Source organism: Streptococcus oralis, assembly GCF_021497945.1.
Taxonomy (GTDB): domain Bacteria; phylum Bacillota; class Bacilli; order Lactobacillales; family Streptococcaceae; genus Streptococcus; species Streptococcus oralis_BR.
The window spans coordinates 1,803,982-1,830,470 of the sequence record NZ_CP046524.1 but is presented as its reverse complement, the minus strand read 5'-3'; the positions used below and the strand labels follow the sequence as shown (position 1 = coordinate 1,830,470).

At 41.6% G+C, this 26,489-nt stretch carries 25 protein-coding genes; 12 read left to right on the top strand and 13 right to left on the bottom strand.

The features are described 5' to 3' along the window. Positions 1-56: 56 nt before the first annotated feature. Positions 57-917 (top strand): DUF4299 family protein, encoded by an 861-nt coding sequence (locus GOM47_RS09140; RefSeq protein ID WP_235080603.1) that lies wholly within the window; start codon positions 57-59, stop codon positions 915-917. 62 nt (positions 918-979) lie between these two features. On the opposite strand, the gene GOM47_RS09135 is transcribed toward GOM47_RS09140, so the two are convergent. The 6 genes from GOM47_RS09135 to GOM47_RS09110 all read right to left on the bottom strand — a co-directional run bounded on the left by GOM47_RS09135 (position 980) and on the right by GOM47_RS09110 (position 8,143). Then, positions 980-1,942, bottom strand: coding sequence for a DUF6574 domain-containing protein (locus GOM47_RS09135; protein WP_235080602.1), 963 nt, complete (start codon positions 1,940-1,942; stop codon positions 980-982). A 62-nt stretch (positions 1,943-2,004) separates the two neighbouring features. Beyond that, on the bottom strand, positions 2,005-2,937 hold the full coding sequence (locus tag GOM47_RS09130) for a DUF4097 family beta strand repeat-containing protein (protein ID WP_001229043.1): 933 nt from the start codon (positions 2,935-2,937) through the stop codon (positions 2,005-2,007). Then, the gene (locus GOM47_RS09125) at positions 2,930-3,523 is read right to left on the bottom strand and encodes a DUF1700 domain-containing protein (RefSeq protein ID WP_235080601.1); all 594 of its coding nucleotides are present in this window, start codon (positions 3,521-3,523) and stop codon (positions 2,930-2,932) included. The genes GOM47_RS09130 and GOM47_RS09125 overlap by 8 nt, the downstream gene beginning before the upstream one ends. Then, positions 3,510-3,836 carry a PadR family transcriptional regulator gene (locus GOM47_RS09120; RefSeq protein WP_000273860.1) on the bottom strand — a complete coding sequence of 109 codons (327 nt, stop codon included), beginning with the start codon at positions 3,834-3,836 and terminating at the stop codon, positions 3,510-3,512. The genes GOM47_RS09125 and GOM47_RS09120 overlap by 14 nt, the downstream gene beginning before the upstream one ends. A 155-nt stretch (positions 3,837-3,991) precedes the next feature. Continuing rightward, positions 3,992-6,775, bottom strand: coding sequence for a DUF2971 domain-containing protein (locus GOM47_RS09115; RefSeq protein WP_235080600.1), 2,784 nt, complete (start codon positions 6,773-6,775; stop codon positions 3,992-3,994). Positions 6,776-6,976: 201 nt separating this feature from the next. Next, on the bottom strand, positions 6,977-8,143 hold the full coding sequence (locus tag GOM47_RS09110) for a CynX/NimT family MFS transporter (RefSeq protein WP_235080599.1): 1,167 nt from the start codon (positions 8,141-8,143) through the stop codon (positions 6,977-6,979). A 222-nt stretch (positions 8,144-8,365) separates the two neighbouring features. Here GOM47_RS09110 and GOM47_RS09105 point away from each other — a divergent pair, with 222 nt between their 5' ends. Continuing rightward, a complete protein-coding gene (locus tag GOM47_RS09105) occupies positions 8,366-9,196 on the top strand; it encodes a glycosyltransferase (RefSeq protein WP_235080598.1) in 831 nt (276 codons plus the stop codon). A gap of 81 nt (positions 9,197-9,277) precedes the next feature. Continuing rightward, positions 9,278-11,128 (top strand): nucleoside-diphosphate sugar epimerase/dehydratase, encoded by a 1,851-nt coding sequence (locus GOM47_RS09100; protein ID WP_235080597.1) that lies wholly within the window; start codon positions 9,278-9,280, stop codon positions 11,126-11,128. 95 nt (positions 11,129-11,223) lie between these two features. Here GOM47_RS09100 and GOM47_RS09095 read toward each other — a convergent pair whose 3' ends face one another. Genes GOM47_RS09095 through sdaAB form a run of 3 tightly spaced genes read right to left on the bottom strand, consistent with a single transcriptional unit; the run spans position 11,224 to position 13,433 of the window. Further along, complete coding sequence (locus GOM47_RS09095; RefSeq protein WP_049490502.1) at positions 11,224-11,853, bottom strand: HAD-IA family hydrolase; 630 nt, start codon at positions 11,851-11,853, stop codon at positions 11,224-11,226. A 27-nt stretch (positions 11,854-11,880) separates the two neighbouring features. Next, positions 11,881-12,753 carry an L-serine ammonia-lyase, iron-sulfur-dependent, subunit alpha gene (sdaAA, locus tag GOM47_RS09090; protein WP_049478962.1) on the bottom strand — a complete coding sequence of 291 codons (873 nt, stop codon included), beginning with the start codon at positions 12,751-12,753 and terminating at the stop codon, positions 11,881-11,883. Between the two features lie 8 nt (positions 12,754-12,761). Next, positions 12,762-13,433: an L-serine ammonia-lyase, iron-sulfur-dependent subunit beta gene (gene sdaAB / locus GOM47_RS09085; RefSeq protein ID WP_000555868.1), complete on the bottom strand. Its 672-nt coding sequence runs from the start codon at positions 13,431-13,433 to the stop codon at positions 12,762-12,764. Between the two features lie 241 nt (positions 13,434-13,674). Between sdaAB and GOM47_RS09080 the strand changes: the two genes are divergently transcribed. The 8 genes from GOM47_RS09080 (at position 13,675) to GOM47_RS09045 (ending at position 23,182) form a co-directional block, all read left to right on the top strand. Beyond that, the gene (locus GOM47_RS09080) at positions 13,675-14,304 is read left to right on the top strand and encodes a LysM peptidoglycan-binding domain-containing protein (protein ID WP_235080596.1); all 630 of its coding nucleotides are present in this window, start codon (positions 13,675-13,677) and stop codon (positions 14,302-14,304) included. Between the two features lie 277 nt (positions 14,305-14,581). After that, positions 14,582-15,388, top strand: coding sequence for an ABC transporter substrate-binding protein (locus GOM47_RS09075; protein WP_139689683.1), 807 nt, complete (start codon positions 14,582-14,584; stop codon positions 15,386-15,388). A 15-nt stretch (positions 15,389-15,403) separates the two neighbouring features. Beyond that, complete coding sequence (locus GOM47_RS09070) at positions 15,404-16,600, top strand: argininosuccinate synthase (protein ID WP_000031908.1); 1,197 nt, start codon at positions 15,404-15,406, stop codon at positions 16,598-16,600. A gap of 27 nt (positions 16,601-16,627) precedes the next feature. Further along, on the top strand, positions 16,628-18,019 hold the full coding sequence (argH, locus tag GOM47_RS09065) for an argininosuccinate lyase (protein ID WP_001125690.1): 1,392 nt from the start codon (positions 16,628-16,630) through the stop codon (positions 18,017-18,019). Between the two features lie 161 nt (positions 18,020-18,180). Continuing rightward, complete coding sequence (gene mnmA / locus GOM47_RS09060; RefSeq protein WP_070695960.1) at positions 18,181-19,302, top strand: tRNA 2-thiouridine(34) synthase MnmA; 1,122 nt, start codon at positions 18,181-18,183, stop codon at positions 19,300-19,302. 140 nt (positions 19,303-19,442) lie between these two features. Continuing rightward, positions 19,443-19,898, top strand: coding sequence for an NUDIX hydrolase (locus GOM47_RS09055; RefSeq protein WP_070695962.1), 456 nt, complete (start codon positions 19,443-19,445; stop codon positions 19,896-19,898). Positions 19,899-19,906: 8 nt separating this feature from the next. After that, entirely contained in the window at positions 19,907-21,820 is a 1,914-nt protein-coding gene (gene mnmG, locus GOM47_RS09050; RefSeq protein WP_235080595.1) for a tRNA uridine-5-carboxymethylaminomethyl(34) synthesis enzyme MnmG, read from the top strand. A gap of 780 nt (positions 21,821-22,600) precedes the next feature. After that, positions 22,601-23,182, top strand: coding sequence for a hypothetical protein (locus tag GOM47_RS09045; RefSeq protein ID WP_125424969.1), 582 nt, complete (start codon positions 22,601-22,603; stop codon positions 23,180-23,182). Between the two features lie 197 nt (positions 23,183-23,379). Here GOM47_RS09045 and rnjA read toward each other — a convergent pair whose 3' ends face one another. Together rnjA and GOM47_RS09035 are read right to left on the bottom strand one after the other, a co-directional pair. Next, entirely contained in the window at positions 23,380-25,062 is a 1,683-nt protein-coding gene (gene rnjA / locus GOM47_RS09040) for a ribonuclease J1 (RefSeq protein WP_000331971.1), read from the bottom strand. A 1-nt stretch (position 25,063) separates the two neighbouring features. Next, a complete protein-coding gene (locus tag GOM47_RS09035) occupies positions 25,064-25,297 on the bottom strand; it encodes a DNA-dependent RNA polymerase subunit epsilon (protein WP_000639588.1) in 234 nt (77 codons plus the stop codon). Positions 25,298-25,587: 290 nt separating this feature from the next. On the opposite strand from GOM47_RS09035, the gene GOM47_RS09030 reads away from it, so the two are divergent. Further along, positions 25,588-25,803, top strand: a complete 216-nt coding sequence (locus tag GOM47_RS09030; RefSeq protein WP_000492020.1) for a hypothetical protein — start codon at positions 25,588-25,590, stop codon at positions 25,801-25,803. Between the two features lie 270 nt (positions 25,804-26,073). Here GOM47_RS09030 and GOM47_RS09025 read toward each other — a convergent pair whose 3' ends face one another. Beyond that, complete coding sequence (locus GOM47_RS09025) at positions 26,074-26,217, bottom strand: bacteriocin (RefSeq protein ID WP_235080594.1); 144 nt, start codon at positions 26,215-26,217, stop codon at positions 26,074-26,076. Position 26,218: 1 nt separating this feature from the next. Next, positions 26,219-26,401 (bottom strand): fratricide two-peptide bacteriocin subunit CibA, encoded by a 183-nt coding sequence (cibA, locus tag GOM47_RS09020; RefSeq protein ID WP_000180842.1) that lies wholly within the window; start codon positions 26,399-26,401, stop codon positions 26,219-26,221. Between the last annotated feature and the right edge of the window lie 88 nt (positions 26,402-26,489).

The window sequence follows — 26,489 nt, the reverse complement described above, 5'->3', positions numbered from 1 at the left end:
TATCTTTTAGGAAAATAGATTATACTGTATGTAAACGATTTCAAAGGAGGCCAGTTATGGCGAAAACATTTTTTATCCCAAATAAAGAAAGTATTCTAGGACAACAGGAGGTCTTGACTGCCAAGTCCATCTTGGCCTTGGTGGAGGGCTTGGAGTCGCATAGTTATGATGCAGTCTATCTCCGTCAGCCACTCAATCGTCTCGAGTATATCGAGTGTGGGATTGTAGGTCAGTCACAATTTCTCTTCAAAGTGAACTATGCGGATAGCCGAAAAGGCTATCAAGTGGTGATTCCAGACTTCCTTACCAGAGCGGACTGGGAGATTGTAGAGACTCTCCTCCAAGCCCTATCGAGTAAGTTGGGGCAAGTGGTAGAAGGGTTAGAAGACTTTGACTTTGAAACCTATTTCCGACAAACGGTCAAGCAATATTTAGCGGATAAGGCGGTTCGTTTAGTATATTGCCAAGGGCTCTTGTCCCCTATCTATTTCAACAAGGAATACCTCGAGAGCTTTTTGGCTGAGGATGGATTGGCACATTTTGAAGAGCTGGTCAAGAAGGTTCAAGGCTCTGATGCCTACCTTGCCAGTGTGAAATTTTACCCAGATGCTCAAGGCAAGGTGCACGGTATCTATCACCTAGCCCAGGGAGTCAAGACGATTTTGCCAAAGGAACCCTTTGTACCAGCTCCTTATACCGAGCAGCTGGCAGGCAAGGAGCTTGTTTGGGAGATTGACCTAGTGACGATTTTTGGTGATGGGTCCAAAGCAGAAGACTACGAATCCATCGCTCGCTTGGACTATGCAAGATTTCTAGAGTCACTACCAACAGCATTTTACCACCAACTAGATGCCAATCAATTAGAAGTACAAGCCATTTTGGGAAAAGATTTTGAAGAATTGGCAAGCATCGAGTAGGTCTTGTTTAAAAAAGAGTAAGCATAAAAATCCCTGTCATTAACAAATGGCAGGGATTTTGATTAAAAGAAGGTCAGGATGCGAAGGTAGTCCACTGTCAGTGCGAGCTCTGCAATGAAGAAGGGTAAGAGAATAGCGCCATCAAGTAAGACAGCTAGCAAGAATCGATAAAATGGGTCAAGGCTACTGGTCTTACTAGGCTTGCTAATCACAAAGAGATTGCCAAGGGCAAAGATGGTCATGCTTAGAAGAGTAAGGATGCCAGCAAATCGTAAGCCACCAAAAAGTGCAAAGAAACTTGCTAGAGCGGTTAGGACAAGTGGGATAGCAAAGAGTCTGCTATAACGATCGAAGGCTTCTTGGAATGTAAAGTCGCTCTCCTGGTCCAACACACGTCGGACAGTAAAACCTCCCAAAATGATGGAAAAGTAAAATAGAGCGCTAGCGACCAGAATCGAAAGTCCAGCAAAGAGATCTAAAGGTGGGAGCTGGTTAGGAGAACTATTAGCAATAGAGACCATATAGCCATAGTAGAGGCGTTTGACATGATAGATACTAAAGAAAAGGTTGATTGACGACAGCAAGGTGAGTAGGGCAAAGACACTGTAACGATGCTTTTGGTCCGTATTCTTGCTGGCAGTTGGTTCTTGGATGGCATCTAGCAGCCAAGACCAAAATAGTGAGATTTCTTCTTTGAATCTAGCAGTTTTGCGGGGATCGATATCTGGGATGTAAGGACTCTCTAAAGCTTTGCTGAGAATACTTTTCTCTTTTACAGAGTTTTCTTGGTTGCATTCCTCTTCAGCTTTCCCTTCTCCCTCTTCCTTCGTTTGGGTTTCCTCGATTATTTGAGGAGTTTCCTCCTCATGCGTTTTCGACTCTTTAGATAAGATAGGAGTTTCTTCGCTTGCTTGTGGTTCAGTCTCCACAGTTTCCGAAGTCTCTGGTTGGTCGGGTTGGATTTCCGATTTCGTCTGAGCTGATTTCTTCTCTAGGTCGGCGCTTTCAAACCATTCTTGTGTCATGGTGGAACCTCCTTTTTTATGGTACTTTTCTATCTTTAGACTAGCAGATGAAAGCGTTTTTGTCAATGGTTTCTAGATGGAGAAGAGTACTCTTCCTCCTTAGGTAGGTAGATATCCTGGTTGGCTTTTATAATCAGTAGGTCCTTGACATCGGCTTTTTCAGTTTTATAAGGGTTGGCAAGTTCATTCTCTTTTTGTTTAGGATGCTCTCTTTGTGCTTTACGATAGATACCGCCATGCTGAGAAGAAATATCTAGATTGATACGATCGAATTCTGTCTTAGAAAGAAAGAGTCTTAAGTCGTTATGAGAGTCTAGTTCTACCTTACCGCGGACCTTGATATTTTCAGCATAGATGTGTTCCCCTTCCGTCTTGACCTGGCTATCTGTCAATTCTGTATCAAAAATATTGATAATACTAGGTGTCGTTAGTGTACTGTTCTTGATGGAGCTTTCTGTTATTCTTAAGTGGTAGCCTTTTGTTTTGATTGTCGCATTTTCAAGGGTGGCTTGACGGATGGAGGTCTGTCCACGATTGACTGAGACGGTGATGGCTTGCAACCTTCTTCCTTTAGGTAGGGAGAGAATAACTTCATTAAAACGGTTGGAATAGCTGCTGGCGATATGAAGTAGGCCTTCGATTCCTGATCCGAGAAAACGATGTTGGGAGGCTTGTTTGTCAGTGACGCTCAGTGTTTTGTCACTCATGCCAGTAGTCAGATCGTGACGGCCAGACACGGAAGGATGATAGGTGATATGGATCTTGTCATCTACAGACTCTGTGATGGTTAGGCTGTGTTCTTCAAGGGTCAAATCAAGTTTTTCCACTTCGCTTCCAAAGGTAACTTCTTCGATACGATTGTCATAGACGGGGTCTTTTGACATGGCAAGCAAACTTTGAATACCATTGGACTGGGCGCCTACAATGATCATGATAAAACCAAGGATTGTAGAAACCACACCAAAGATGAGAAATCCTTTCGTCAATTTACGCATGTCTGTCACCTCTCTTTCCTTTTTTAAGAATCCATTGCACCAAGCGGACGATTAGGAGGCCAAAGAAACGGGCTACATAGGAGATACCTAGTAGAACAAGAGAAGAAGCACCGATAGCAAGCAAACCAGCCCCGAAAATCAAAATAAAGGCAGATTTGGCTTCGACTAGGACGCTAAAGCTCTCTACGATAAAGAGTCCACCTAGCAGGATACCCGTCACCGAAACGGTGAAAAAGGCTAGAATGACGGAGGCAGCCGCGATAATAATACCGATGATGGCCATGAGGATGCCGATCCCGACCGGAATTCCGATAGGAGCTACTAGCAGAGCCAGGAGGGCAATGTGTAGCAGTTGGCGGTCATTCTTTTGAGCAGGGGCTTCATTGACTTTTTTATCGAGAAGATCAGAGAGGACATCATGGGCAGCTTCTTTAGGTGTTCCCAGACTGGCAATGAGTTCCTCTTCGCCCTCTGGGCCAGCATCGTCAAATAGTTCCTTAAAGTAGTCCATAGCTTCGATGCGGTCAGCTTCAGGCAGTTTATTGAGATAGGTTTCTAACTGAGTCAGATAGTCAGTTCTTGTCATGGCGGATACTCCCTTCTATGATGCCGTTGACGGTGTCGGTATAGAGCGTCCACTCTTCCTTTAGAGTAACGAGCTGCTCTACGCCCCGATTAGTCAAGGAGTAGTATTTGCGCATACGCCCCTGAAACTCTCTAGAGTAGGTGGTCAGAAAGCCACTGGCTTCCAATTTTTTGAGAATGGGATAGAGCGTAGATTCTTTGATATTGGCGATGAGCTTAATGGTTTGACTAATCTCATAACCATAAGAATCCCCCTGCTCCAGTACAGCCAAGATGAGAAACTCGATCAAGGCAGAGGATGTTGGGAAGTACATGGGAAACCTCCTTTTCATTATATAAAAATTTTATATATACTCTTTTCAAATATATTGTATCTCAATATGAAAGCCCTGTCAAGAAATATGTGTAAAAATTTTACATATAAAAAACTCCTAGTAAAAACTAGAAGTTTAGAGAATCTTGTCAGGCTTTATCTAAATTTTATTGTGGATTTCTTATAGTTAATTTCCTTATCTAAAAGTTTTAATAGAGGAGTCACGTACTCAGGATTTGGAAACTTAGGGCCGAAAATGACTTCATCGATTTGAATTGAATTTTCACGTTCTACATAAAGTTTGCCTATCCCAGAGGTTTTATCAATTTTGATTTTATCATTACTTGGGTCTAGATTAGCATAGCGTAAGATACGCAGTTCATTCTCATATTTATAATCTACAGATTTGAATAAGTAACGAATTTCTTCGATACATTTAGCAATAGCATCTTGATAGTTCTCCTCCGTAACTTCTGAACCGATATCTAGTTTTTCTTTTAAACTATTCAACAATTTTTCTAATTCTTCTATTTCCGACTTCTCAAATAGTTCGGTTTGTTCAAGTTCTATATCTTCACCTATATTTTTAACATAGGCAATTCGGTAAAGATAATCGTTATTCCGTTTTGGTACATTCTCTTTTTCTTCATCTTTAATAGCTACAGTTGGTTTAATATTATTTAATTCATTTGGTGAGCCTTTTAAATCATACGATAGAGTAGAGTCTACCTTACTCATTGTCTCTACTAAGGGGATGGCCTCTTTACGCCAAGAAACATCATTAAAGGAAGTAAATCTAGAAAAATCATCTTCACGAAGTACCAAACAAACGCCTTTGGCATCATCACCATACTGGGACCACATGGCCAAATCATCTGTTTTGTTTGTAAAACTCATTAAAAACCAAGAACTTGGTTCCAAGATGTCTCGCCTATCTAAGCCCAATATCTGTTCTATGACGATTCCTTCTTCAGGATCATTCATATAATTAGCATTATACAATCGAGTTTTCCCAGATACCGAAAAAGTACTTTTCTTCTTTTCATTCTCCTCTTGATCTAACATAATTTGGAGAGTGCTTCCCTTGGTGTAATGGCCAAATTGAAGCTTCTTATTATCTTCTTTCAAACCAAGTTTAAATTTGATTTCTTGAACGATCCTATAGATATCTATTAATTGATTGAGTTTACCTTTATCTTTAACATCTTTATAGTATTCAATCCAACCGTTTAAAATATCATATTTTGTATTTAAAACTAGTTTACGACCTGAAGCAAGTTTAAGGTTTAAAGCACGAATTAGTAATTCTCTGTCCGTGTTAATATTAGAATTTAAACACAGCTTATCTAAAACTTTTGTGAGACTAGTAGTTGGAATCTTATCTGTATCTAATTTTATATCAGGGTTTTTTTGTAGTATTTCCACTAGAATATTAAGAATTTCAACGCTAGAGAAATTTTTTAGGATATCTAATATTATATTAACTGTATTCTCTATTTGCTCGATATCATCTTTCAGGTTTGAAAGATTGAAAAGAGCATTGGCATAATCTAAAGAAATGTCCTCAGAATGTTTGAAAAGCTCAAAGATTTCTTTGACAGAATTAACAGTGTTTATTCGCTCCTCAACATTTTCTTGTATAGCTGATAAATTGACTAGAACGATACTATAAAGTGATGCAATGTCTTCAGACTGTTTGAAGCGGTCAAAAATTTCTTTGACAGAATTAACAGTGTTCCAACGCTCCTCAACATTCACTTGTTCAACCGACAAATAGCCCAGAGCAAAAGCATAACGTAAAGCAATGTCTTCAGATTGATTGAAGCGGTCAAAAATTTCTTTGACAGAATTAGCAGTGTTCCAACGCTCCTTAACACTTTTTTGTTTGCGTGACATATAGACTAAAGCCTTAGCATATTGTAAAGCAATGGTTTCAGATTGATTGAAGCGGTCAAAAATTTCTTTGACAGAATTAGCAGTGTTCCAACGCTCCTCAACATTTTCTTGTATAGCTGATAAATTGACCAGAAGAATACCATAAAGTGATGCAATGCCTTCAGACTGTTTGAAGCGGTCAAAAATTTCTTTGACAGAATTAACAGTGTTCCAACGCTCCTCAACATTCACTTGTTCAACCGACAAATAGCCCAGAGCAAAAGCATAACGTAAAGCAATGTCTTCAGATTGATTGAAGCGGTCAAAAATTTCTTTGACAGAATTAGCGGTGTTCCAACGCTCCTCAACATTTTCTTGTATAGCTGACAAATTGACTAAAGCCATAGCGTAATGTAAAGCAATGTCTTCAGAATGATTGAAGCGATCAAAAATTTCTTTGACAGAATTAGCGGTGTTCCAACGCTCCTCAACATTTTTTTGTTCAACTGACAAATTGACTAAAGCCTTAGCATACTGTAAAGCAATGGTTTCAGAATGATTGAAGCGGTCAACAATTTGTTTGACAGAATTAGCAGTGTTCCAACGCCCCTCAACATTTTCTTGTTTTGCTGACAAATTGACTAAAGCCATAGCATAATGTAAAGCAATGTCTTCAGATTGATTGAAGCGATCAAAAATTTCTTTGACAGAATTAGCAGTGTTCCAACGCTCCTCAACACTTTCTTGTTTAGCTGACAAATTGACTAAAGCCTTAGCATACTGTAAAGCAATGGTTTCAGAATGATTGAAGCGATCAAAAATTTCTTTGACAGAATTAGCAGTGTTCCAACGCTCCTCAACATTTTTTTGTTCAACCGATAAATTGAAAAGAACCAAAGCATAACCTAAAGCAATGTCTTCTGATTCAGGATGTCCCTCATAAATTATTTTTGCTTTTTCAGCTAGAGTTTCACAGGTATCCTTATTTGTCTCTTTGGCTGATAAGTCAAGGAGCTTACCTAACTCTGCTATGCTTTGTTCCAAATTGTATTTCTGTTCATCCATTCTGTGTACCTCGTTTAAAATAGTAGCTATCTTATAAACTAATGCATTTTTCGTATGAGAATTAGTTTTTATACATCTTATTATATCAAAAATGCCATTTTTCTGCTAACAGGTGGAGGTGCTTTTGTTGGTATAAGCACCAAAAAAACCAGACAGAGTCTGGCTTTGCATTGTTTATATCTGAGGAGTATTTTAGAATAATTAAAGGATCTTATCCGCCCGATCCACCATAAAGAGTGAGATAGTCAAGATGATATCGATGGCTAGAAGGGCAAGGACAGCTGGAATCCAAGATTGGAAAAGGTCAAAGCTATAACCAAACAAGGTAGGACCAAAGGCCGCCAAGATGTAACCCCCTGTTTGCGCCAGACCTGAGAGTTGCGCAGTCTTTTCAGGCGAGCTGGTCTTAAGTGAGAAGCAGACCATGAGATAAGGAAAGAGGGCGCTACATGCCGTCCCAATTAAGAGGTGAGCGACTAGCCAGTAGAGGAAGTTGTCGCTTGGATACAAGAGCATGGCAATTCCTATCATACCAGCGATAGAGATAATTGCCAGCATGATTTGACGGTGACCGTCTGACAAACGAGTTGTTAGACTTGGGATGGTCATGGAAAAAGGAATGCTGATCAGCGAGAAGATAGAAGCTAGAAGAGCCGCATCGCTATTAGAAAGACCAGCACTAATAGCCATCGTTGGCAACCAGGTCATACTTGTATAAAAGAGCAAGGACTGAAGCCCGCCAAAGATAATGATAGCCCAGACATCTTTACTTTTTAGAATATTTTCTTTGACTTGCTTTTCTTGCTGCCTTTCTAGATAGTGGTTGTGGCGATGATTTGGCAACCAGACTAGCAGAGTGACCAGACATAGAAGGCTGAGAACGAGGATGAGGCCTTTCCAAGAACTAGCTTGGGTGATAGGGACCGAAAGATAAGAAGCGATGGCCGTTGAAATCCCCATGGCAGTGACATAGAGAGTTGTTAGGAAACTAATTTTTCGAGGTTGATTTGCCTGGATCATACTTGGGAGGAGTACATTGAAAATGGCGATGCTCGCACCGATAATCAGAGTTCCTAGATAGAGAAGGGGAAGATTGAAGATACGAATGACAGAGCCAATAGTTAAGAGGAGAAGACAGTAAGTAAAGAGATGCTCTAGTCCGATTTTTTGTGCCAAGCGGCTTGCAAAAGCCGAGAAAAGAGCAAACATCAAGAGAGGGAGACTGGTTAAAATCCCAAGAGAACTAACCTCAACTCCTAGTCCCTGAGCGATATCTCCTAAAATAGTTGGTAAAGCAGTAAAAGGAGAACGTAAAACAGTCCCGATTAAGACAATTCCTAGAACAAAAAAGAGTGATTGTTTTTTCATAAAAACCTCGATAAGATGATTTTAATAACAGCTTATTTTAAGGTTTTTTCCTTATAATGTCAAGGAGAGGACTGCTAAGAAAGCTAGAATGATTTAACTGAAAATAGAGTGAAAAGGGACAGATTTCTTTACTAGAATTTTTCTTGATTTGAGATAAAAATAGGAAACTAGGAAATTTTGTGATAAAATAGTGGAAGGAAATCTATAAATTGGAGAAAAACTGTGTCTGAAAAGCAAAAAATCAGCGTTTTGATGTCGGTCTATGTAAAGGAAAATCCGACGTTTTTAAGAGATGCTATCAAGAGTATTCAAAACCAGACCTTGAAACCAAGTGAGCTTGTTCTTGTTGAGGACGGGCCGCTCACGCCCGAACTCTATCAAGTGCTAGATGAAGTGGAAGCGCAGTCAGAGATTCCAGTTAAGCGTTGCCCCTTAGAGCAAAATCAAGGTTTAGGTTTGGCTCTTCGATACGGTGTTTTACAGTGTCAGTACGATATCATCGCTCGCATGGATACAGATGATATAGCGGTAGCTGACCGCTTTGAAAAACAAGTCCAACTAATGGAACGGGAAAATCTGGATCTCTTAGGTGGACATATTGCAGAATTTATTGACAACCCTGACGAGATTGTTTCTTACCGTCGTGTTCCTACTCAGCACGCAGACATTGCAGCTTACCAAAGAATGAGAAGTGCTTTTAACCACATGACAGTCATGTTCAAGAAGGATATGGTTCTCAAGGCAGGCAACTACGAAGATGGGCTTTATATGGAGGATGATCTCCTCTGGCTCAATATGATTGCCGCAGGTGCCAAGACTGGAAACCTCGATCAGATCTTGTGTCAGGTTCGTGTCGGTGCAGGGATGTTTGAACGTCGTGGTGGTTTGCGCTACCTCAAACTCTATCGTCAGGCTCGTCAGCGCATGCTTGAAAGAGGGCAAATTTCCTACATGGAATATGCGAAAAGCATTGCCATTCAGGCGATTGTGGCACTTTGTCCAGGTTTTGTACGTCAGTTTATTTTTGTGAAATTATTAAGAAAAAATAAATAGTATTGTAAAAGATAAAATAGACAAAAAATGTTATAATGACAGTATATTTATTTGCATTCTTTTAAGAAAGAGTAAATTCCTATGAATAAAAAACTAACAGATTATGTGATTGATCTGGTTGAAATTTTAAATAAACAGCAAAAGCAGGTGTTCTGGGGTGTATTTGATATTATTAGTATGGTGGTTTCCATCATCGTGTCTTACATTCTCTTTTATGGCTTGATTAACCCAGCGCCTGTGGACTATGTTATCTATACTGGTTTGGCTTTCCTCTTCTATCAAATCATGATTGGATTTTGGGGGCTCAATGCGAGTATTAGTCGCTATAGTAAAATCACAGATTTCTTAAAAATCTTTTTTGGCGTAACCGTCAGCAGCATTGTCTCTTACGGACTTTGCTACGCTTTTCTTCCTCTATTTTCTATCCGATTCATCATACTCTTTATCTTATTGAGTACCTTCCTGATCTTGCTTCCTCGTATCACTTGGCAATTGATTTACTCCAAACGCAAAAAAGGCAGTGGAGATGGAGAACACCGTCGTACCTTCTTGATTGGTGCTGGTGATGGTGGGGCCCTCTTTATGAACAGCTACCAACACCCAACTAGTGACCTCGAGTTGGTGGGAATTTTGGACAATGATGAAAAGAAAAAAGGGCAAAAACTAGGTGGAATTTCCGTTTTGGGTTCTTATGATAATCTGCCTGAATTGGCCAAACGCCACCAAATCGAGCGCGTCATCGTAGCGATTCCTTCGCTTGACCCATCAGAGTACGAACGCATCTTGCAGATGTGTAATAAACTCGGTATCAAATGTTACAAGATGCCCAAGGTTGAAACAGTTGTTCAGGGACTTCACCAACCAGGGAGCGGTTTCCAGAAAATTGATATCACAGACCTTTTGGGGCGTCAGGAAATCCGTCTCGACGAATCCCGTCTTGGTGCAGAGCTTACAGGCAAGACCATCTTGGTGACAGGAGCCGGCGGTTCGATTGGTTCAGAGATTTGTCGTCAGGTCAGTCGCTTCAATCCTGAACGCGTGATTTTGCTGGGGCATGGCGAAAATTCCATCTATCTCGTTTATCATGAATTGATCCGTACATTCCAAGGGATTGATTATGTTCCTGTTATTGCAGATATTCAGGACTATGACCGTCTTCTACAAGTGTTTGAACAGTACAAACCGGCCATCGTTTACCATGCTGCAGCCCACAAACATGTTCCGATGATGGAACGCAATCCAAAAGAAGCTTTCAAGAACAATATCCTCGGAACCTACAATGTTGCCAAGGCTGTTGATGCAGCCAAAGTACCTAAGATGGTCATGATTTCGACTGACAAGGCAGTCAATCCACCAAATGTTATGGGTGCGACTAAGCGCGTGGCAGAATTGATTGTCACTGGCTTTAACCAACGTAGTAAATCAACCTACTGTGCAGTCCGTTTTGGGAATGTTCTGGGTAGTCGTGGTAGTGTGATTCCTGTCTTTGAACGTCAGATTGCTGAAGGCGGTCCTGTAACGGTGACAGACTTCCGTATGACACGTTACTTTATGACCATTCCAGAGGCCAGTCGTCTGGTAATCCATGCTGGCGCTTATGCCAAGGACGGAGAAGTCTTTATCCTCGATATGGGTAAACCAGTTAAGATCTATGACTTGGCTAAGAAAATGGTCCTTCTAAGCGGGCACACAGAAAGTGAAATTCCAATCGTTGAGGTCGGTATCCGCCCAGGTGAAAAACTCTATGAGGAACTCTTGGTTTCGACCGAATTGGTTGATAACCAAGTTATGGACAAGATTTTCGTTGGTAAGGTAAACGTCATGCCGCTAGAAGCCATCGATCAAAAGATTGAAGAGTTCCGTTCACTCAGCGGAGATGAGCTCAAAGAAGCCATCATTTCCTTTGCAAATGAGACAACCCATGCTGAGTAAGAGTGTCTAACAAATTAATTATAAATAAAAGGCCAAGGTTCTGTTTGTACAGGACCTTGGCCTTTTTACTCTGTAATTTCAAATTGTTGTATTATTTATAGTTGCTTAATGATATCATCAATGGTATGGGCAATCCAGTCAGGTTGATAGCTGAGCAAATCAGCCTCTTCTCCAAATCCCCAAGTAACAGCAAACTTTTTAATACCAGTTTCTTGGGCTCCAATCATATCAAACTTGGTATCCCCGATGATGAGGACTTGGTCCGCAGGGAGTTGATGCGTTTGCAAGGCGTAACGGATGACATCCGCCTTGTGTGGCGTTTCAGGACTAGAGCCGTAAATGCCATCAAAGAAATGATGGATTCCCAGATTTTTAGTCATATCATGAGCAGTAGGAGTATTCTTTGTTGTAGTGATGTAGAGAGGGTAGTTTTGCGAAAGCTCTTGAAGCAATTCCGTTATTCGGGGGAAGAGTTGGGCTTCGTGGATGCCTTTTTCCTTGTAGTAAGAGCGGTATATCTGGACGGCCTCCGAGATTTGTTCCTTGGGAAGGCAGGTCGCAAAGCTACTTTCAAGTGGCGGGCCCATGAAACCACGAATGGTTTTGGCATCAGGACTCGGAACTCCTAGCTCTTTAAAGGTATGGGTAAAGGCATTGTGGATCCCGATGGAACTGTCAACCAGGGTTCCGTCTAGATCAAAAAAGATTGCTGAGATAGAGGGCATAGTTTCTCCTAATAGATATAGATAAGCTTATTCTCCGAAGATTTCTTTTTGTAGGCGGCGACCAGTAGGTGTGGCGGCGAGTCCACCCTCGGCCGTTTCACGAAAGGCAGTTGGAAGACTTGATCCGACTTGGTACATGGCATCGATAACTTCATCGACAGGGATCTTAGATTCGATACCTGCCAAGGCCATATCAGCCGCGATAAAGGCAAAGCTAGCTCCCATGGCATTTCGTTTGACACAGGGAACTTCAACCAAACCAGCAACAGGGTCACAGATGAGACCTAGCATATTTTTAATGACAAAGGCGATGGCTTGGCTAGCCTGATAGGGCGTTCCACCTGCGGCCAAAGTCAAGGCTGCGGCACTCATGGCGGAGGCAGAGCCGACTTCGGCCTGACAGCCACCTTCAGCACCCGAGATAGAGGCATTGTTTGCGATAACCAATCCAAAGGCACCAGCAGCAAAGAGGAAATCTAACTGTTCTTCGTGGCTGAGGTCAAGTTTTTGGATAGCAGCAGTGAGAACGGCTGGCAGACAGCCAGCACTTCCTGCGGTTGGAGTGGCACAGACCAAGCCCATCTTCGCATTGTGTTCATTGACCGCGATGGCATTACGGGCTGCTGATAGGATGGTAAAGTCCGACAAGGCCTTGCCACTTTTGAGATGGCGGTCTAGTTTGGCCGCGTCTCCACCCGTTAGGCCACTACGGGATTTATTTTTACTGAGACCGAGCTCGACAGAGGCTTTCATGACTTCTAGATTGCGTTCCATGAGGAGGAGAACTTCTGGCCGTTCCCGACCGGTTAGTTGATATTCTGTCGCAATCATGAGTTCTGCGACATTTCCTTGGAAGTCTAGATCCGCCTGCTCGACCAATTCTTTGATAGAATAAAACATGTTTCCTCCTACTTAAAGAAATTGACATTGTGGAGATGAGGGATTTTTCGGATTTCTTCAATCGCCTCTTCGCAACTTCGACTATCGACTTCGATAATCATAATGGCTTTTTCTCCAGCTTTTTCTCGAGTCACATTCATCTGAGCGATGTTGATATCGAAACGAGAGAGGGCTTCAGTAACATGGGCAATCATACCTGGAACATCTTGATGCACGATGATAATGGTTGGTGTGTTCATGTTGAGAGAGACAGCAAAGCCGTTAAGCTCCGTAACTTGGATATTTCCTCCACCGATGGAAATTCCTGTCACACTGATGGATTTGTGTTCATTCTTCACAGTAATTTTAGTGGTGTTAGGATGAGGAGCGTTGCTATCTTTCTGAATGGTCCAGACAATCTTGATACCACGTTTATGGGCAATCTCAAGGCTATTTGGAATATCGGGATCGTCCGTATCCATACCTAATATACCAGCGACGAGAGCAAGGTCGGTTCCATGACCACGGTAGGTTTTGGCAAATGAATTAAATAATTGGAATTCGACTTCTGTCGGCGTATCGTCAAAGATGGAAGAGACGATTTTCCCGATGCGAACAGCTCCAGCTGTGTGGCTACTTGATGGGCCAATCATGACAGGTCCGATAATGTCAAAGACAGATTGAAAACGAAGTGAGTGCATCTGTTTCCCCTTACAAAGATTCTTATATCTATTATATCAAAGAATGGACCTCCGCGCTTATTTCCCTTATCAAAAGCTTAAAATGATTAAAGATAGTATAAAATAAGGTCTTTTGTGACAAAAACCTCCTTAAAACGGTAAATATAAAACATTTTTGTAATATTTCTACATAAAACCGTTAAACAACGGTAACATTTAAAAGGTATCATAGATATATCCAATGGAAGGAGAATTTTTAGATATGTCATTAACAACTAAAAAAATTAAAACAACTATCGCAGGAGTAGCAACTTTGCTTGCTTTCTTTGCTCCATCACTTGCATCTGCCCAAGAAACTGTAACTTACACAGTTAAATCAGGTGATACTCTTTCAGAAATCGCTGAGAAGTACAACACAACTGTTGAAAAATTGGCAGCAAAAAACAACATCAAAGATATTCACCTTATCTATGTTGACCAAGTTTTGGTTATCGAAGGAACAGCTTCAACTGTAGCTCCAGCAGCAACAACGGAAGAAACAGCTCCAGTAGCTACAGAAACAGTTGAAGAAGCTCCAGCAGCAACAACAACTTATGAAGCGCCAGCTGCACCTGCAACTCCAGCTCCAGCAGCAGAAAGCAACACTGCAGCAGCTTCTACTGTAAGTGGTTCTGAAGCAGAAGCCAAAGAATGGATTGCTCAAAAAGAATCAGGCGGTAGCTACACTGCTACAAACGGACGTTACATCGGACGTTACCAATTGACAGATTCATACTTGAACGGTGACTACTCAGCTGAAAACCAAGAACGTGTAGCAGATGCCTACGTTGCAGGACGTTACGGTTCATGGACAGCTGCCAAGAACTTCTGGCTTAACAACGGTTGGTATTAAGAATAAAAGAGTCCTTTAGGGCTCTTTTTTGTTTCTCTATAACAAAAAGCGTAACAATCTTCTCAGTAATGCTCTATTTGTATAATTCCAACGAAATTCTTCAAATTGTTTTAAAACTCAAATAGTATAAATAATCTTATTGTGTGTAAAAATATATCATATAGTAAGCTTTTTCTTGATTTAAATGAAATAAAATGCAGTTTTTCCTTGACAAACGAAAGCGAGAGGAGTATTATTTATACAATAATAAAGTATAAAAATAAAAGGAGGCTCTTCTATGAATAAAGTGAAGAAGGTGTTGATGACGATGTTTGGTTTGCTTATGTTTCCCTTATTATTTGCTTGTAGTAACACTCAATCCCAAGGTGTTGAAGCCATTAAGGCTAAAGGAAAATTGGTGGTGGCCCTAAATCCAGAGTTTGCTCCATTTGAATACCAGAAATTGGTCGATGGGAAAAATCAGATTGTAGGTTCAGACGTTGAGCTAGCCAAAGCCATCGCAAAAGAACTAGGTGTAGAAGTGGAGTTCTCTCCAATGAGTTTTGACAATGTACTGGCTAGTCTTGATTCAGGAAAGGCAGATCTTGCCATATCAGGTGTTTCTAAAACGGAAGAGAGAAGTCAAGTTTACGATTTTTCAATTCCCTACTACACTTCGAAAAATAAGGTTATCGTAAGAAAATCTGAATTAACGAATTACCAATCAGTCAAGGATTTGGCTCAGAAAAAGGTTGGAGCGCAGAAAGGCTCTATCCAGGAAACTCTGGCCAAAGAAACCTTGCAGAATGCTTCTCTCGTTTCACTTCCTAAAAATGGAAATTTGATAACAGATTTGAAATCAGGGCAACTGGATGCAGTTATCTTTGAGGAACCAGTGGCGAAAGGCTTTGTAGAGAATAATCCAGACCTAGCCATCGCTGAGTTTGATTTTGACAATGACAAAGAAGATTCCTACGCTGTTGCGATGAAAAAAGACAGTAAAGAATTAAAAGAGGCGGTTGACAAAACCATCCAGAAGTTGAAGGATTCTGGGGAGTTGGACAAATTGATTGACGATGCTTTTAAAGCCTCTATCGAAAAATAGAAAGAAGGATGAGAAATGAGTAAGGAAAAAGTCATTTTAGCCTATTCAGGTGGATTGGATACATCAGTTGCTATTACATGGTTAAAAAAAGACTATGATGTGATTGCTGTTTGTATGGATGTGGGTGAAGGAAAAGATCTGGAATTCATCCACGATAAAGCTCTCAAGGTTGGGGCTGTTGAGTCTTATGTCATTGATGTTAAGGAAGAATTTGCTAATGACTATGTTTTAGTGGCCCTTCAGGCTCATGCCTACTATGAACAGAAGTATCCCTTGGTATCTGCTCTGAGTCGCCCTCTTATTTCAAAAAAACTAGTTGAGATAGCTCATCAGACGGGGGCAACCACAATTGCTCATGGTTGTACAGGTAAGGGAAACGACCAAGTTCGGTTTGAAGTCTCTATTGCGGCTTTGGATCCCAATTTAAAAGTAGTTGCGCCTGTTCGTGAGTGGAAATGGTCTCGTGAAGAAGAAATCCAATATGCCAAAGAAAACGGTGTTCCAGTTCCTGCTGACCTTGACAATCCTTACTCTGTCGATCAAAATCTTTGGGGACGTGCAAATGAATGTGGTGTCTTGGAAAACCCTTGGAACCAAGCGCCAGAAGAAGCATTTGGAATCACATCTTCGCCGGAAGAGGCACCAGACAGTCCAGAATTTATTGACATTGAGTTTAGCTGCGGGGTGCCCATCTCCCTCAATGGTGAGAAGATGAAAGTAGCGGATTTGATTCAAAAGCTAAATGAAATTGCGGGCAAACATGGTGTCGGTCGTATTGACCATGTGGAAAATCGCCTAGTCGGTATTAAGTCAAGAGAGATTTATGAGTGCCCAGGCGCTGTGACTTTATTGGCAGCTCATAAGGAGATTGAAGACTTGACTCTTGTGAGAGAAGTGGCTCATTTCAAACCTATTATCGAAAATGAGTTGTCCAATCTCATCTATAATGCTTTGTGGTTTAGCCCAGCAACTCAGGCTTTGATTGCCTATATCAAGGAGACACAGAAAGTTGTCAATGGAACTGCAAAAGTTAAACTCTATAAGGGGAACGCCCAGGTAGTGGCTCGGAAATCACCAAATTCTCTTTACGATGAAAATTTGGCGACTTATACTAGTGCGGATACTTTTGACCAAGATGCGGCTGTTGGATTTATCAAGCTTTGGGGGCTTCCGACTAAGGTTTATTCAGAAGTTCAGAAAAATGTTGAGTAGTGACGCGATAGAAAGGGACGACAGGATATGCCGAAAAATACAAAATTATGGGGTGGTCGATTTGAAGGCACTGTGGAAGATTGGGTAGAACAGTTCGGTGCGAGTATTTCTTTTGACCACCAGCTGGCAAAATTTGATTTGATGGGTTCCCTAGCTCATGTTCAAATGCTAGGACAGACTGGCATTTTAAGCTTGGAAGAGGCAGAGCAGATCCAAGATGGTCTGCAAGCTTTGTTGCGAGATTTAGAGGCAGGAGAGCTTCATTTTGATATTGCAAATGAAGATATTCATATGAATATGGAAGTGTTGCTGACAGAGAAAATTGGTCCTCTGGCTGGGAAACTACACACGGCTCGTTCTCGGAATGACCAAGTCGCAACGGATATGCACTTATATCTAAAGGAGCAGCTTGGCCATGTCTTGGATAAGTTGGCGAATCTGAACAGTGTTTTGCTGGATTTGGCTGAAAAACATGTGGAAACCATCATGCCAGGTTATACTCATTTGCAACATGCCCAACCGATTAGTTTTGCCCATCATCTCATGGCTTATTATAATATGTTCCAAAGGGATAGCGAGCGCTTTGCATTTAACTTGAAACATACGGACCTATCTCCACTGGGTGCGGCTGCCTTAGCGGGGACAACTTTTCCAATCGATCGTCAATTATCGAGTGATTTATTGGGTTTCCAACAACCCTATACCAATTCCTTGGACGCAGTGAGTGACCGTGATTTTATCTTAGAATTTCTGTCAAATGCCAGCATTTTGATGATGCATATGAGTCGTTTTTGTGAGGAAATCATCAATTGGTGCAGTTTTGAGTATCAGTACATTAGCTTGTCTGATAGCTTTTCAACGGGTTCATCTATCATGCCCCAGAAGAAAAATCCTGATATGGCGGAATTGATTCGAGGGAAGACAGGCCGAGTTTACGGGAACTTGCTTGGGCTATTGACCGTCATGAAGTCTTTGCCTCTGGCTTACAATAAGGATTTGCAAGAGGACAAGGAAGGCATGTTTGATACAGTAGAAACGATTTTAAATTCTCTGGATGTGTTGGCAGGTATGCTATCGAGCATGCAGGTTAATAAGGCCAAAATGCAGCAATCCACAGAGAATGATTTTTCGAATGCGACCGAACTGGCAGATTATTTGGCTGAAAAAGGACTCCCTTTTAGAGAAGCGCATGAAATTGTAGGGAAATTGGTTCTAGACTCTATCAAGCATGGTAAAAACATCCAAGATTGGGATTTGGAGGAGTTGCAAGCCTACCATCCCTTGATTGAAGAGGATATTTATATCTACTTGCGTCCAGAAACCGCTGTTCGGAGACGGAATTCCTTAGGAGGAACCGGCTTTGAGCAAGTGAAATACCAGATAGAACAAGCGAAGAAAGAACTTAAAGGGGAAAATTGATTCGTTTGCAAAGGAAGAAAGAGAGGTTGAGATGATTTATCAGCCTCTTTCTTGTCTTCTCCAACCAAGCGTGTTATAATGAATACTGCTCAAGCGACCTTCAATCGTTAAAGCACACACGACCTTCAATCGTGAATAAACGAATAGATGGGAGACTTACCATGAGTGATAACTCTAAAACACGTGTTGTTGTGGGGATGAGTGGTGGTGTTGATTCGTCGGTGACGGCTCTCTTGCTCAAGGAGCAGGGCTACGATGTGATCGGTATCTTCATGAAGAACTGGGATGACACAGATGAAAACGGCGTCTGTACGGCGACCGAAGATTACAAGGATGTGGCTGCGGTGGCAGACCAGATCGGCATTCCTTACTACTCTGTCAATTTTGAAAAAGAGTACTGGGACCGCGTCTTTGAGTATTTCCTAGCGGAATACCGTGCAGGACGCACGCCAAATCCAGACGTTATGTGTAACAAGGAAATCAAGTTCAAGGCCTTTTTGGACTATGCTATGACCTTAGGCGCAGACTATGTAGCGACGGGGCATTATGCTCGAGTGGCGCGTGATGAGGATGGCATCGTTCACATGCTTCGTGGCGTGGACAATGGCAAGGACCAGACCTATTTCCTCAGTCAACTTTCGCAAGAACAACTCCAAAAAACCATGTTCCCCTTGGGACATTTGGAAAAGCCTGAAGTTCGCAGACTAGCTGAAGAAGCAGGACTTGCGACTGCTAAGAAGAAAGACTCGACAGGGATTTGCTTTATCGGAGAAAAGAACTTTAAAAACTTTCTCAGCAACTATCTGCCAGCCCAGCCTGGTCGCATGATGACTGTGGATGGTCGCGATATGGGTGAGCATGCAGGCCTGATGTACTATACGATTGGTCAGCGTGGCGGTCTCGGTATCGGTGGGCAACACGGTGGTGACAATGCCCCTTGGTTCGTTGTCGGAAAAGACCTAAGCAAGAATATCCTCTATGTCGGCCAAGGTTTCTACCATGACTCGCTCATGTCAACCAGCCTAGAGGCCAGTCAGGTTCACTTTACTCGTGACATGCCAGAGGAATTTACGCTAGACTGTACGGCTAAATTCCGCTACCGTCAGCCTGATTCTAAGGTGACAGTACATGTCAAAGGAGATAAGGCAGAAGTTATCTTTGCGGAACCGCAACGCGCCATCACACCAGGACAGGCAGTTGTCTTTTACGATGGCGAAGAGTGCCTAGGTGGTGGCCTGATTGACAATGCTTATCGAGATGGACAAGTTTGTCAGTACATTTAGATTGACAAATTTTCTCAATTTGCTACAATAATAAAAGCAATAGAAATGATGGTCAAAGCTCATGGATGTTGCAGGCTTTTTTGTCCTGCACTTCTTACGAGTTTTGACTGTTTTTGTGTCGTTTAAGGGAAAGGACAAAAATGACTCAACAAGACTTTCGGACAACAGTGGGAGACACGGTCTTTGGTGTTCGGGCGGCAGCCTTGATTCTCCAAAATGGCAAGCTCCTAGTTACCAAAGATAAGGGCAAGTATTACACTATTGGCGGTGCGATTCAAGTTAATGAAATCACGGAAGACGCGGTAGTTCGTGAAGTGAGGGAAGAATTAGGTGTCCGAGCTCAAGCTGGACAGCTAGCTTTTGTGGTTGAAAATCGTTTTGAACAAGACGGTGTTTCCTATCACAACATCGAGTTTCATTACCTGGTGAACTTGCTGGAGGACGCCCCATTGACCATGCAGGAAGACGAAAAAATGCAGCCTTGTGAGTGGATTGACTTGGATGAACTCCAGAATATCCAGCTAGTTCCAACCTTTTTAAAAACAGCCCTGCCAGATTGGGACGGCCAACTAAGACACATTCATCTTGAGGAATAGGAGAGAAAATGACTTATAATTTTACGGAAGAATACGATATTATTGTAATCGGTGCGGGACACGCTGGGGTGGAGGCATCTCTAGCTGCTAGCCGTATGGGCTGTAGGGTCTTGCTTGCGACCATCAACATTGAAATGCTGGCTTTCATGCCTTGTAACCCTTCTATCGGTGGTTCTGCCAAGGGGATTGTCGTGCGTGAAGTCGATGCCCTCGGTGGCGAGATGGCTAAAACCATTGACAAGACTTACATCCAGATGAAGATGCTCAACACTGGGAAGGGGCCAGCTGTCCGTGCCCTTCGTGCGCAAGCTGACAAAGAGCTTTACTCTAAGGAGATGCGCAAGACAGTTGAAAATCAAGAGAATCTCACCCTTCGTCAAACCATGATTGATGAGATTTTGGTCGAAGATGGAAAGGTTGTTGGTGTGCGTACAGCTACTCATCAAGAATATGCTGCTAAAGCTGTTATCGTGACGACAGGGACTGCACTCCGTGGGGAAATCATCATCGGAGACCTCAAGTATTCGTCAGGTCCTAACCACAGTCTGGCTTCGATTAACCTTGCTGACAATCTCAAGGAACTGGGACTCGAAATTGGTCGTTTCAAGACAGGAACCCCTCCACGTGTCAAGGCTTCCTCTATCAATTACGATGTGACAGAGATTCAGCCAGGAGATGAAGCGCCAAATCACTTCTCCTACACTTCACGTGATGAGGACTATGTCAAGGACCAGGTGCCATGCTGGTTGACCTACACCAACGGTACCAGTCATGAGATTATCCAAAACAACCTCCACCGTGCGCCTATGTTTACAGGTGTGGTCAAGGGAGTGGGACCTCGTTACTGTCCGTCAATTGAAGACAAGATTGTGCGCTTTGCAGACAAGGAACGTCACCAACTCTTCCTTGAGCCAGAAGGGCGCAATACAGAGGAAGTCTATGTCCAGGGTCTTTCAACCAGTCTACCTGAGGATGTCCAACGTGATTTGGTTCATTCCATCAAAGGTTTGGAAAATGCTGAAATGATGCGTACTGGTTATGCCATTGAGTACGACATGGTCTTGCCACACCAGTTGCGTGCGACTCTGGAAACCAAGAAAATCTCAGGACTCTTTACTGCTGGTCAGACAAATGGAACGTCAGGTTACGAAGAAGCTGCTGGCCAAGGGATTATCGCTGGTATCAATGCGGCTCTAAAAATACAAGGCAAACCTGAGTTGATTTTGAAGCGCAGCGACGGTTATATCGGAGTGATGATTGACGACTTGGTAACTAAGGGAACCATTGAACCTTACCGTCTCTTGACCAGTCGTGCAGAATACCGTCTCATCCTCCGTCATGACAATGCCGATATGCGTTTGACAGAGATGGGGCGCGAGATTGGCCTTGTGGACGATGAACGCTGGGCCCGCTTTGAAATCAAGAAAAATCAACTTGACAATGAGATGAAGCGCCTAGACAGTATCAAACTCAAGCCAGTCAAAGAAACCAATGCTAAGGTTGAGGAAATGGGCTTCAAGCCGTTGACAGATGCGGTTACAGCCAAGGAATTCCTTCGCCGTCCAGAAGTTTCTTACCAAGATGTGGTGGCCTTCATAGGGCCAGCTGCCGAGGACTTGGATGACAAGATTATCGAATTGATTGAAACAGAGATCAAGTACGAAGGCTATATTTCCAAAGCCATGGATCAGGTTGCCAAGATGAAACGCATGGAAGAAAAACGCATTCCAGCTAATATTGACTGGGATGATATTGACTCCATTGCAACAGAAGCCCGCCAGAAGTTCAAACTCATCAATCCAGAAACCATCGGTCAAGCCAGCCGTATTTCGGGAGTAAATCCAGCAGATATTTCTATTTTGATGGTGTATTTGGAAGGTAAAAATCGCAGTATTTCTAAAACTCTTCAAAAATCAAAATGATACGTCGTCGGCTTCGGCTCACCTAACTTAAGTTATGCTTTCGCCTAGCCTTCTAGTCTGATTTCGATTTTTATTGAGTTTTAATCTCAAAAGAAAGCATAGAGAAAAACAGCTCCGAAGACGGGGCTGTTTTGTTAATGGACTCTAGTTTTTTATTGCATATTTAAATATTTGATTAAAAGAAATCTTTTATGCTACCGATAAATTATTATTAAAACATTTAAAATGATGAGTAAATATAATTTTGATAGAAGAAATGTTGACTTGAGATTGATAGTTGTAAAAGTAATGATAGTGATGGGGAATATTGACTATAGGAGAATCTGTTACTTATTATTATTTATAGAACTATATTTATAAATAAATTTGACATTAAAATTATTTTATGATAAAATGAAATCGTTAACAAAAGTATTTAGCTAAACTAGAAAGGAGGAGTTTGTCAGTAGTTGTTTTACTGAATACTCTACTCGTCTTTTTGTTTTAAAATAAAGTATTGTGGAAGGAGCTGATTAAAATTAGAAAAATAAATCCAGATATCTTATTTCTATGTGGTGTTTTGGTCATATGTTGCTCTTTTTTGCTTTTCCATATAAATCCTTACCATGCAGTTGATGACGAGCTAATGTTAAAAATACAATCTATATTTTGGAGTTTGTTGTGGCGTCCAGTTCCGTCTTTAGGAATGGTGGTAGGGGTGATTATGATTTTTAAGAGTTTGAAAAAATAATATCATTTTATTTTTAGTCTTCGATTTTCTAGTTAGAATGGAGATTGGATATGAACAGACTTAAGTCGATATTCTTATTGTTGTTTAGCTTGCTCACTTTTGGAATATTTTTAGACGTCAAAGCAGATACTATTCCAAGTCCTGATTTTGAAGTGATATCAGAGTTGGTATTAAAAGAAAATAAAACTGGAGTAATTTATGAGTTTGAAAATTTAGAAACTAGAGAACAATTTTTAAAATCTAGAAATATAACGCCTTCTAATGCAAGCTCATTCCGTTCTTATGGAGTAAGTAGTGTTCGTAGAACATACCTCAGCTCTTACCGTGATACAGCGGTTTCTGGAAGAGTTTCTTATACTGTTTATGGGGGGAGCTCAGGAGCTAGTGTGTCAATATCATCAGGACAAAGTTTTTCTTCTTCTGAGTATGGAATAGGTTTTACTTATGGAAGCGCAGCTACTCATTTTGTTCCGCCTTATAAATATGGTTATATAGTTTTGAAAGCTTCTTTTACAGTTAATATTTATAAATTGGAGGTTAAATATCAAGGAACTAATGAATGGCGTCCAGCTGGACGGATTAAGACATTTAGTAACACAAATGTTTGGACCGAGTTGAGAACTTACAGTTAACTACTTTATAAAAATAAAAGAAAAAATATAACAGACTAGAATAACGAAGATGTGGTGCATAAGCACATCAAATTCCTGAGGAACTGACAGTCCTCAGGAATTTTTACTTAAATAAAGCTCACACAATAATGAAGCACACCCCAAAAAGTAAGAGCAAAATCCAACTTTTGGGGTGTGCTTCATGGGTGAGGGATGATTTATTCTTCTTCATCTGGTGTGAGGATCATAGGGATAATAATCGGTTCACGTTCTGTATTTTCATAGAGGAAAGGACGAATAGCGTTGACAATGGCACCATTGACAGATTGCACGCTAGCATCTTTGTTCTTCAGCGCGATACGAATAGCATTGAAGAGGATGCGCTGGCTTTGGCGAATCAAGTCGCCAGACTCTCTCATGTAGACAAAGCCTCGGCTGAGGATGTCTGGGCCAGACAAGATCATTTTAGACTTGAAGTCAACAGTTGCGACTGCTAGAACGACACCATCTTCAGATAGATCACGACGGTCTTTGAGGACAGCAGCGCCGATTTCACCGATACGATTTCCATCAACATAGATATCTTGAGCATTGAAGTGACCTGCGATACGGGCTGAGTTAGCAGTAAGGGCAAGCACATCACCATTGCTCATGATAAAGATATTGTCCTTCTCGACACCCGTATCCACCGCTAGTCCAGCGTGGACTTTTTGCATACGGTATTCACCATGGACAGGCATGAAGTATTTGGGTTTAATCAAGCGGAGCATGAGTTTTTGCTCTTGCTGACCACCGTGTCCAGAGGTGTGGATATTGTTAATCTTACCGTGGATGACTTCGACACCAGCTTCAGAAATGATGTTAATCAGCTTGTTGACGCTAGTAGTGTTTCCTGGGATTGGGCTAGAAGAGAAGATAACGGTATCGCCGGGTTGGAGTTGCACCTGACGGTGGGTTCCGTTAGCGATACGAGAGAGGGCTGCCATCGGCTCGCCCTGGCTACCTGTACAGAGAATCAGAACCTCGCCTGCAGGGTAGTCTTTGATTTCATTTGGCTCAATAAAGGTTCCCTTAGGAGCTTTGATGTAGCCAAGCTCGATTCCGTTGACAATGGCCTTTTCCATCGAACGACCAAAGACTGCAATCTTGCGTCCAGTCTTAACAGCGGCATCCGTTGCTTGCTGGAGACGGAAGATATTGGAGGCAAAGGATGCAAAGATGATACGTCCTTCGATGCCTTGGATAATCTTCATGATGGACTGACCAACGACTTTTTCAGAGTTGGTAAAGGTTGGCACTTCTGCATTTGTCGAGTCCGAGAGGAGACAGAGAACGCCTTCTTCCCCAAGAGCAGCCATACGGTGCAAGTCCGCTGGTTCACCAACTGGTGTAAAGTCGAACTTGAAGTCACCCGTACAGACGATTTTTCCTTGAGGGGTATGAATGACAATCCCCAAAGGCTCTGGAATAGAGTGAGTGGTTCTAAAGAAAGTTGCCTTGAGATTTTTAAAGGTTAACTCAGTGTTATGGTTGATTTCGTAAAGTTTGGCGTTACGCAAGAGACCGTGTTCTTCGAGTTTTCCACGGATCAAAGCCAGGGCAAGCGGTCCAGCGTAGATAGGGACATTTGCTTGTTTGAGCAGGAAAGGAATCCCACCAATGTGGTCCTCGTGTCCGTGTGTGATCAAAACAGCCTTGACGCGGTCAATATTGTCTACGATGTAAGAGTAGTCGGGGATAACATAGTCAATACCCAGCAAGTCATCTTCTGGGAATTTAATCCCAGCATCGACGATGATAATCTCGTCTTGGTATTCAATTCCGTATGTGTTTTTTCCGATTTCTCCCAGACCACCGATGGCAAAAACGCCGACTTCTTCAGGTTTAAGAGTATAGGCCATATTAGAACTCCGTGATTTCGAAGACGCCAGTTTCTTTTTCGTAATCTAGCAATTTGTCAGACAAGAGTTCGATATACTCGATGTTGTACTCTGGGCGGTTTTCTTCGACAAGTTGGCGAGCAGCGATACGGCCCTCAAGTTCTGAGCTGGCATCGATGTCTAGGTAAAGTGAGCGTGTTGTTTCACGACGTGGGCTACGTTCTTTTGTTTCTTGATAAAAAACTTTGTAAATCATATAGTTCCTTTCTATTTACAGGTCAGCTTATTCCAAACTTTTAGTAGAGATTTGCTTGATTTCATTCCATTTTGTGTCTAGATTGACCTTGATTCGTTACAATTATTTCAATTATACCACAAAATGAAAAATTAGTAAAAGACGGAAATAGAGAAAGTCGGGAGGGGAAGCAGGAGCAAAAAGACAGGTAGGATTTGGTTGGAGAGCGCTTAGGTGTTATAATGGAAATAGAAAGGGAAGTTTATGGATGGGAATATTCCCTATAGCTTTTAAAACAAGGAGGATTAAGGATGTTTAGTTTGTTTGAATTTGCAATCGGGGTTCGCCTCCTGATGTTTATAGTTTTTGTAGCCTGTGTATACGGTGGAAATCTTATTTTTACGTATCTGGAACACCGCAAAACAAAATTCCTTTGGAAGCTTGCTTTTGTGACACTCTATTCAATTTTTCTCCTCCTTGTCACCTATGTTGTCTGGCTCGTTTTTCATTTTGGTTTAAATGTTTGATCTCAATTATTCATCTAAATATACAGAAAATCCACCTCGTCTTGATAGATGGGGCGGATTTTTCTATTTTCAGGTGATATCCTTATGTTCACGATGATCTCTCGTATCGAAAATCGAGTTGAAACATAAAAAGAAAACAATACAAACCGATAAATCAACTGGTAAGGAGATCCTAGTTATGTTTAAATCATTTAGAAGATAGAGCAGGCTATAGCCGAAGAAGAGAAAAAAGTTTACCCTTCTAAAAATGTAATTTTTATCTAGCATGACTTATCCAAACTTTTTACGAAGATCTTTCCCGATAGTGTAAGCAGCCATAAATAAAGCTATACCAACACCTACGCCAAAACCACCCTTAATTCCTTGCAATTCTTTATTAGAAATTGCACAATACTTATTCAAACCTTTAATCATACTAACCTCCTAAAAAATAACCAGCTGCCAAACCAGAACCTACAAGTGCTGTTCCACCTGCAATAGCTTTCCAAGATACTGCTACTCCAAAGATAACTAAGGGAGCGAGACCACCATCAATATCTGATAATTCGTTTTCAGATAACGATAAAAATTGATTGTCAAGAACGTCAAAATTTGTCATTGAACTTTCCTCCTTTTTTCTTGTTCACTTATATATTCGGGAAAGATAGGAAAAAGCTGCAACTTTTTTAAAATTTTTTTGCCTTCCT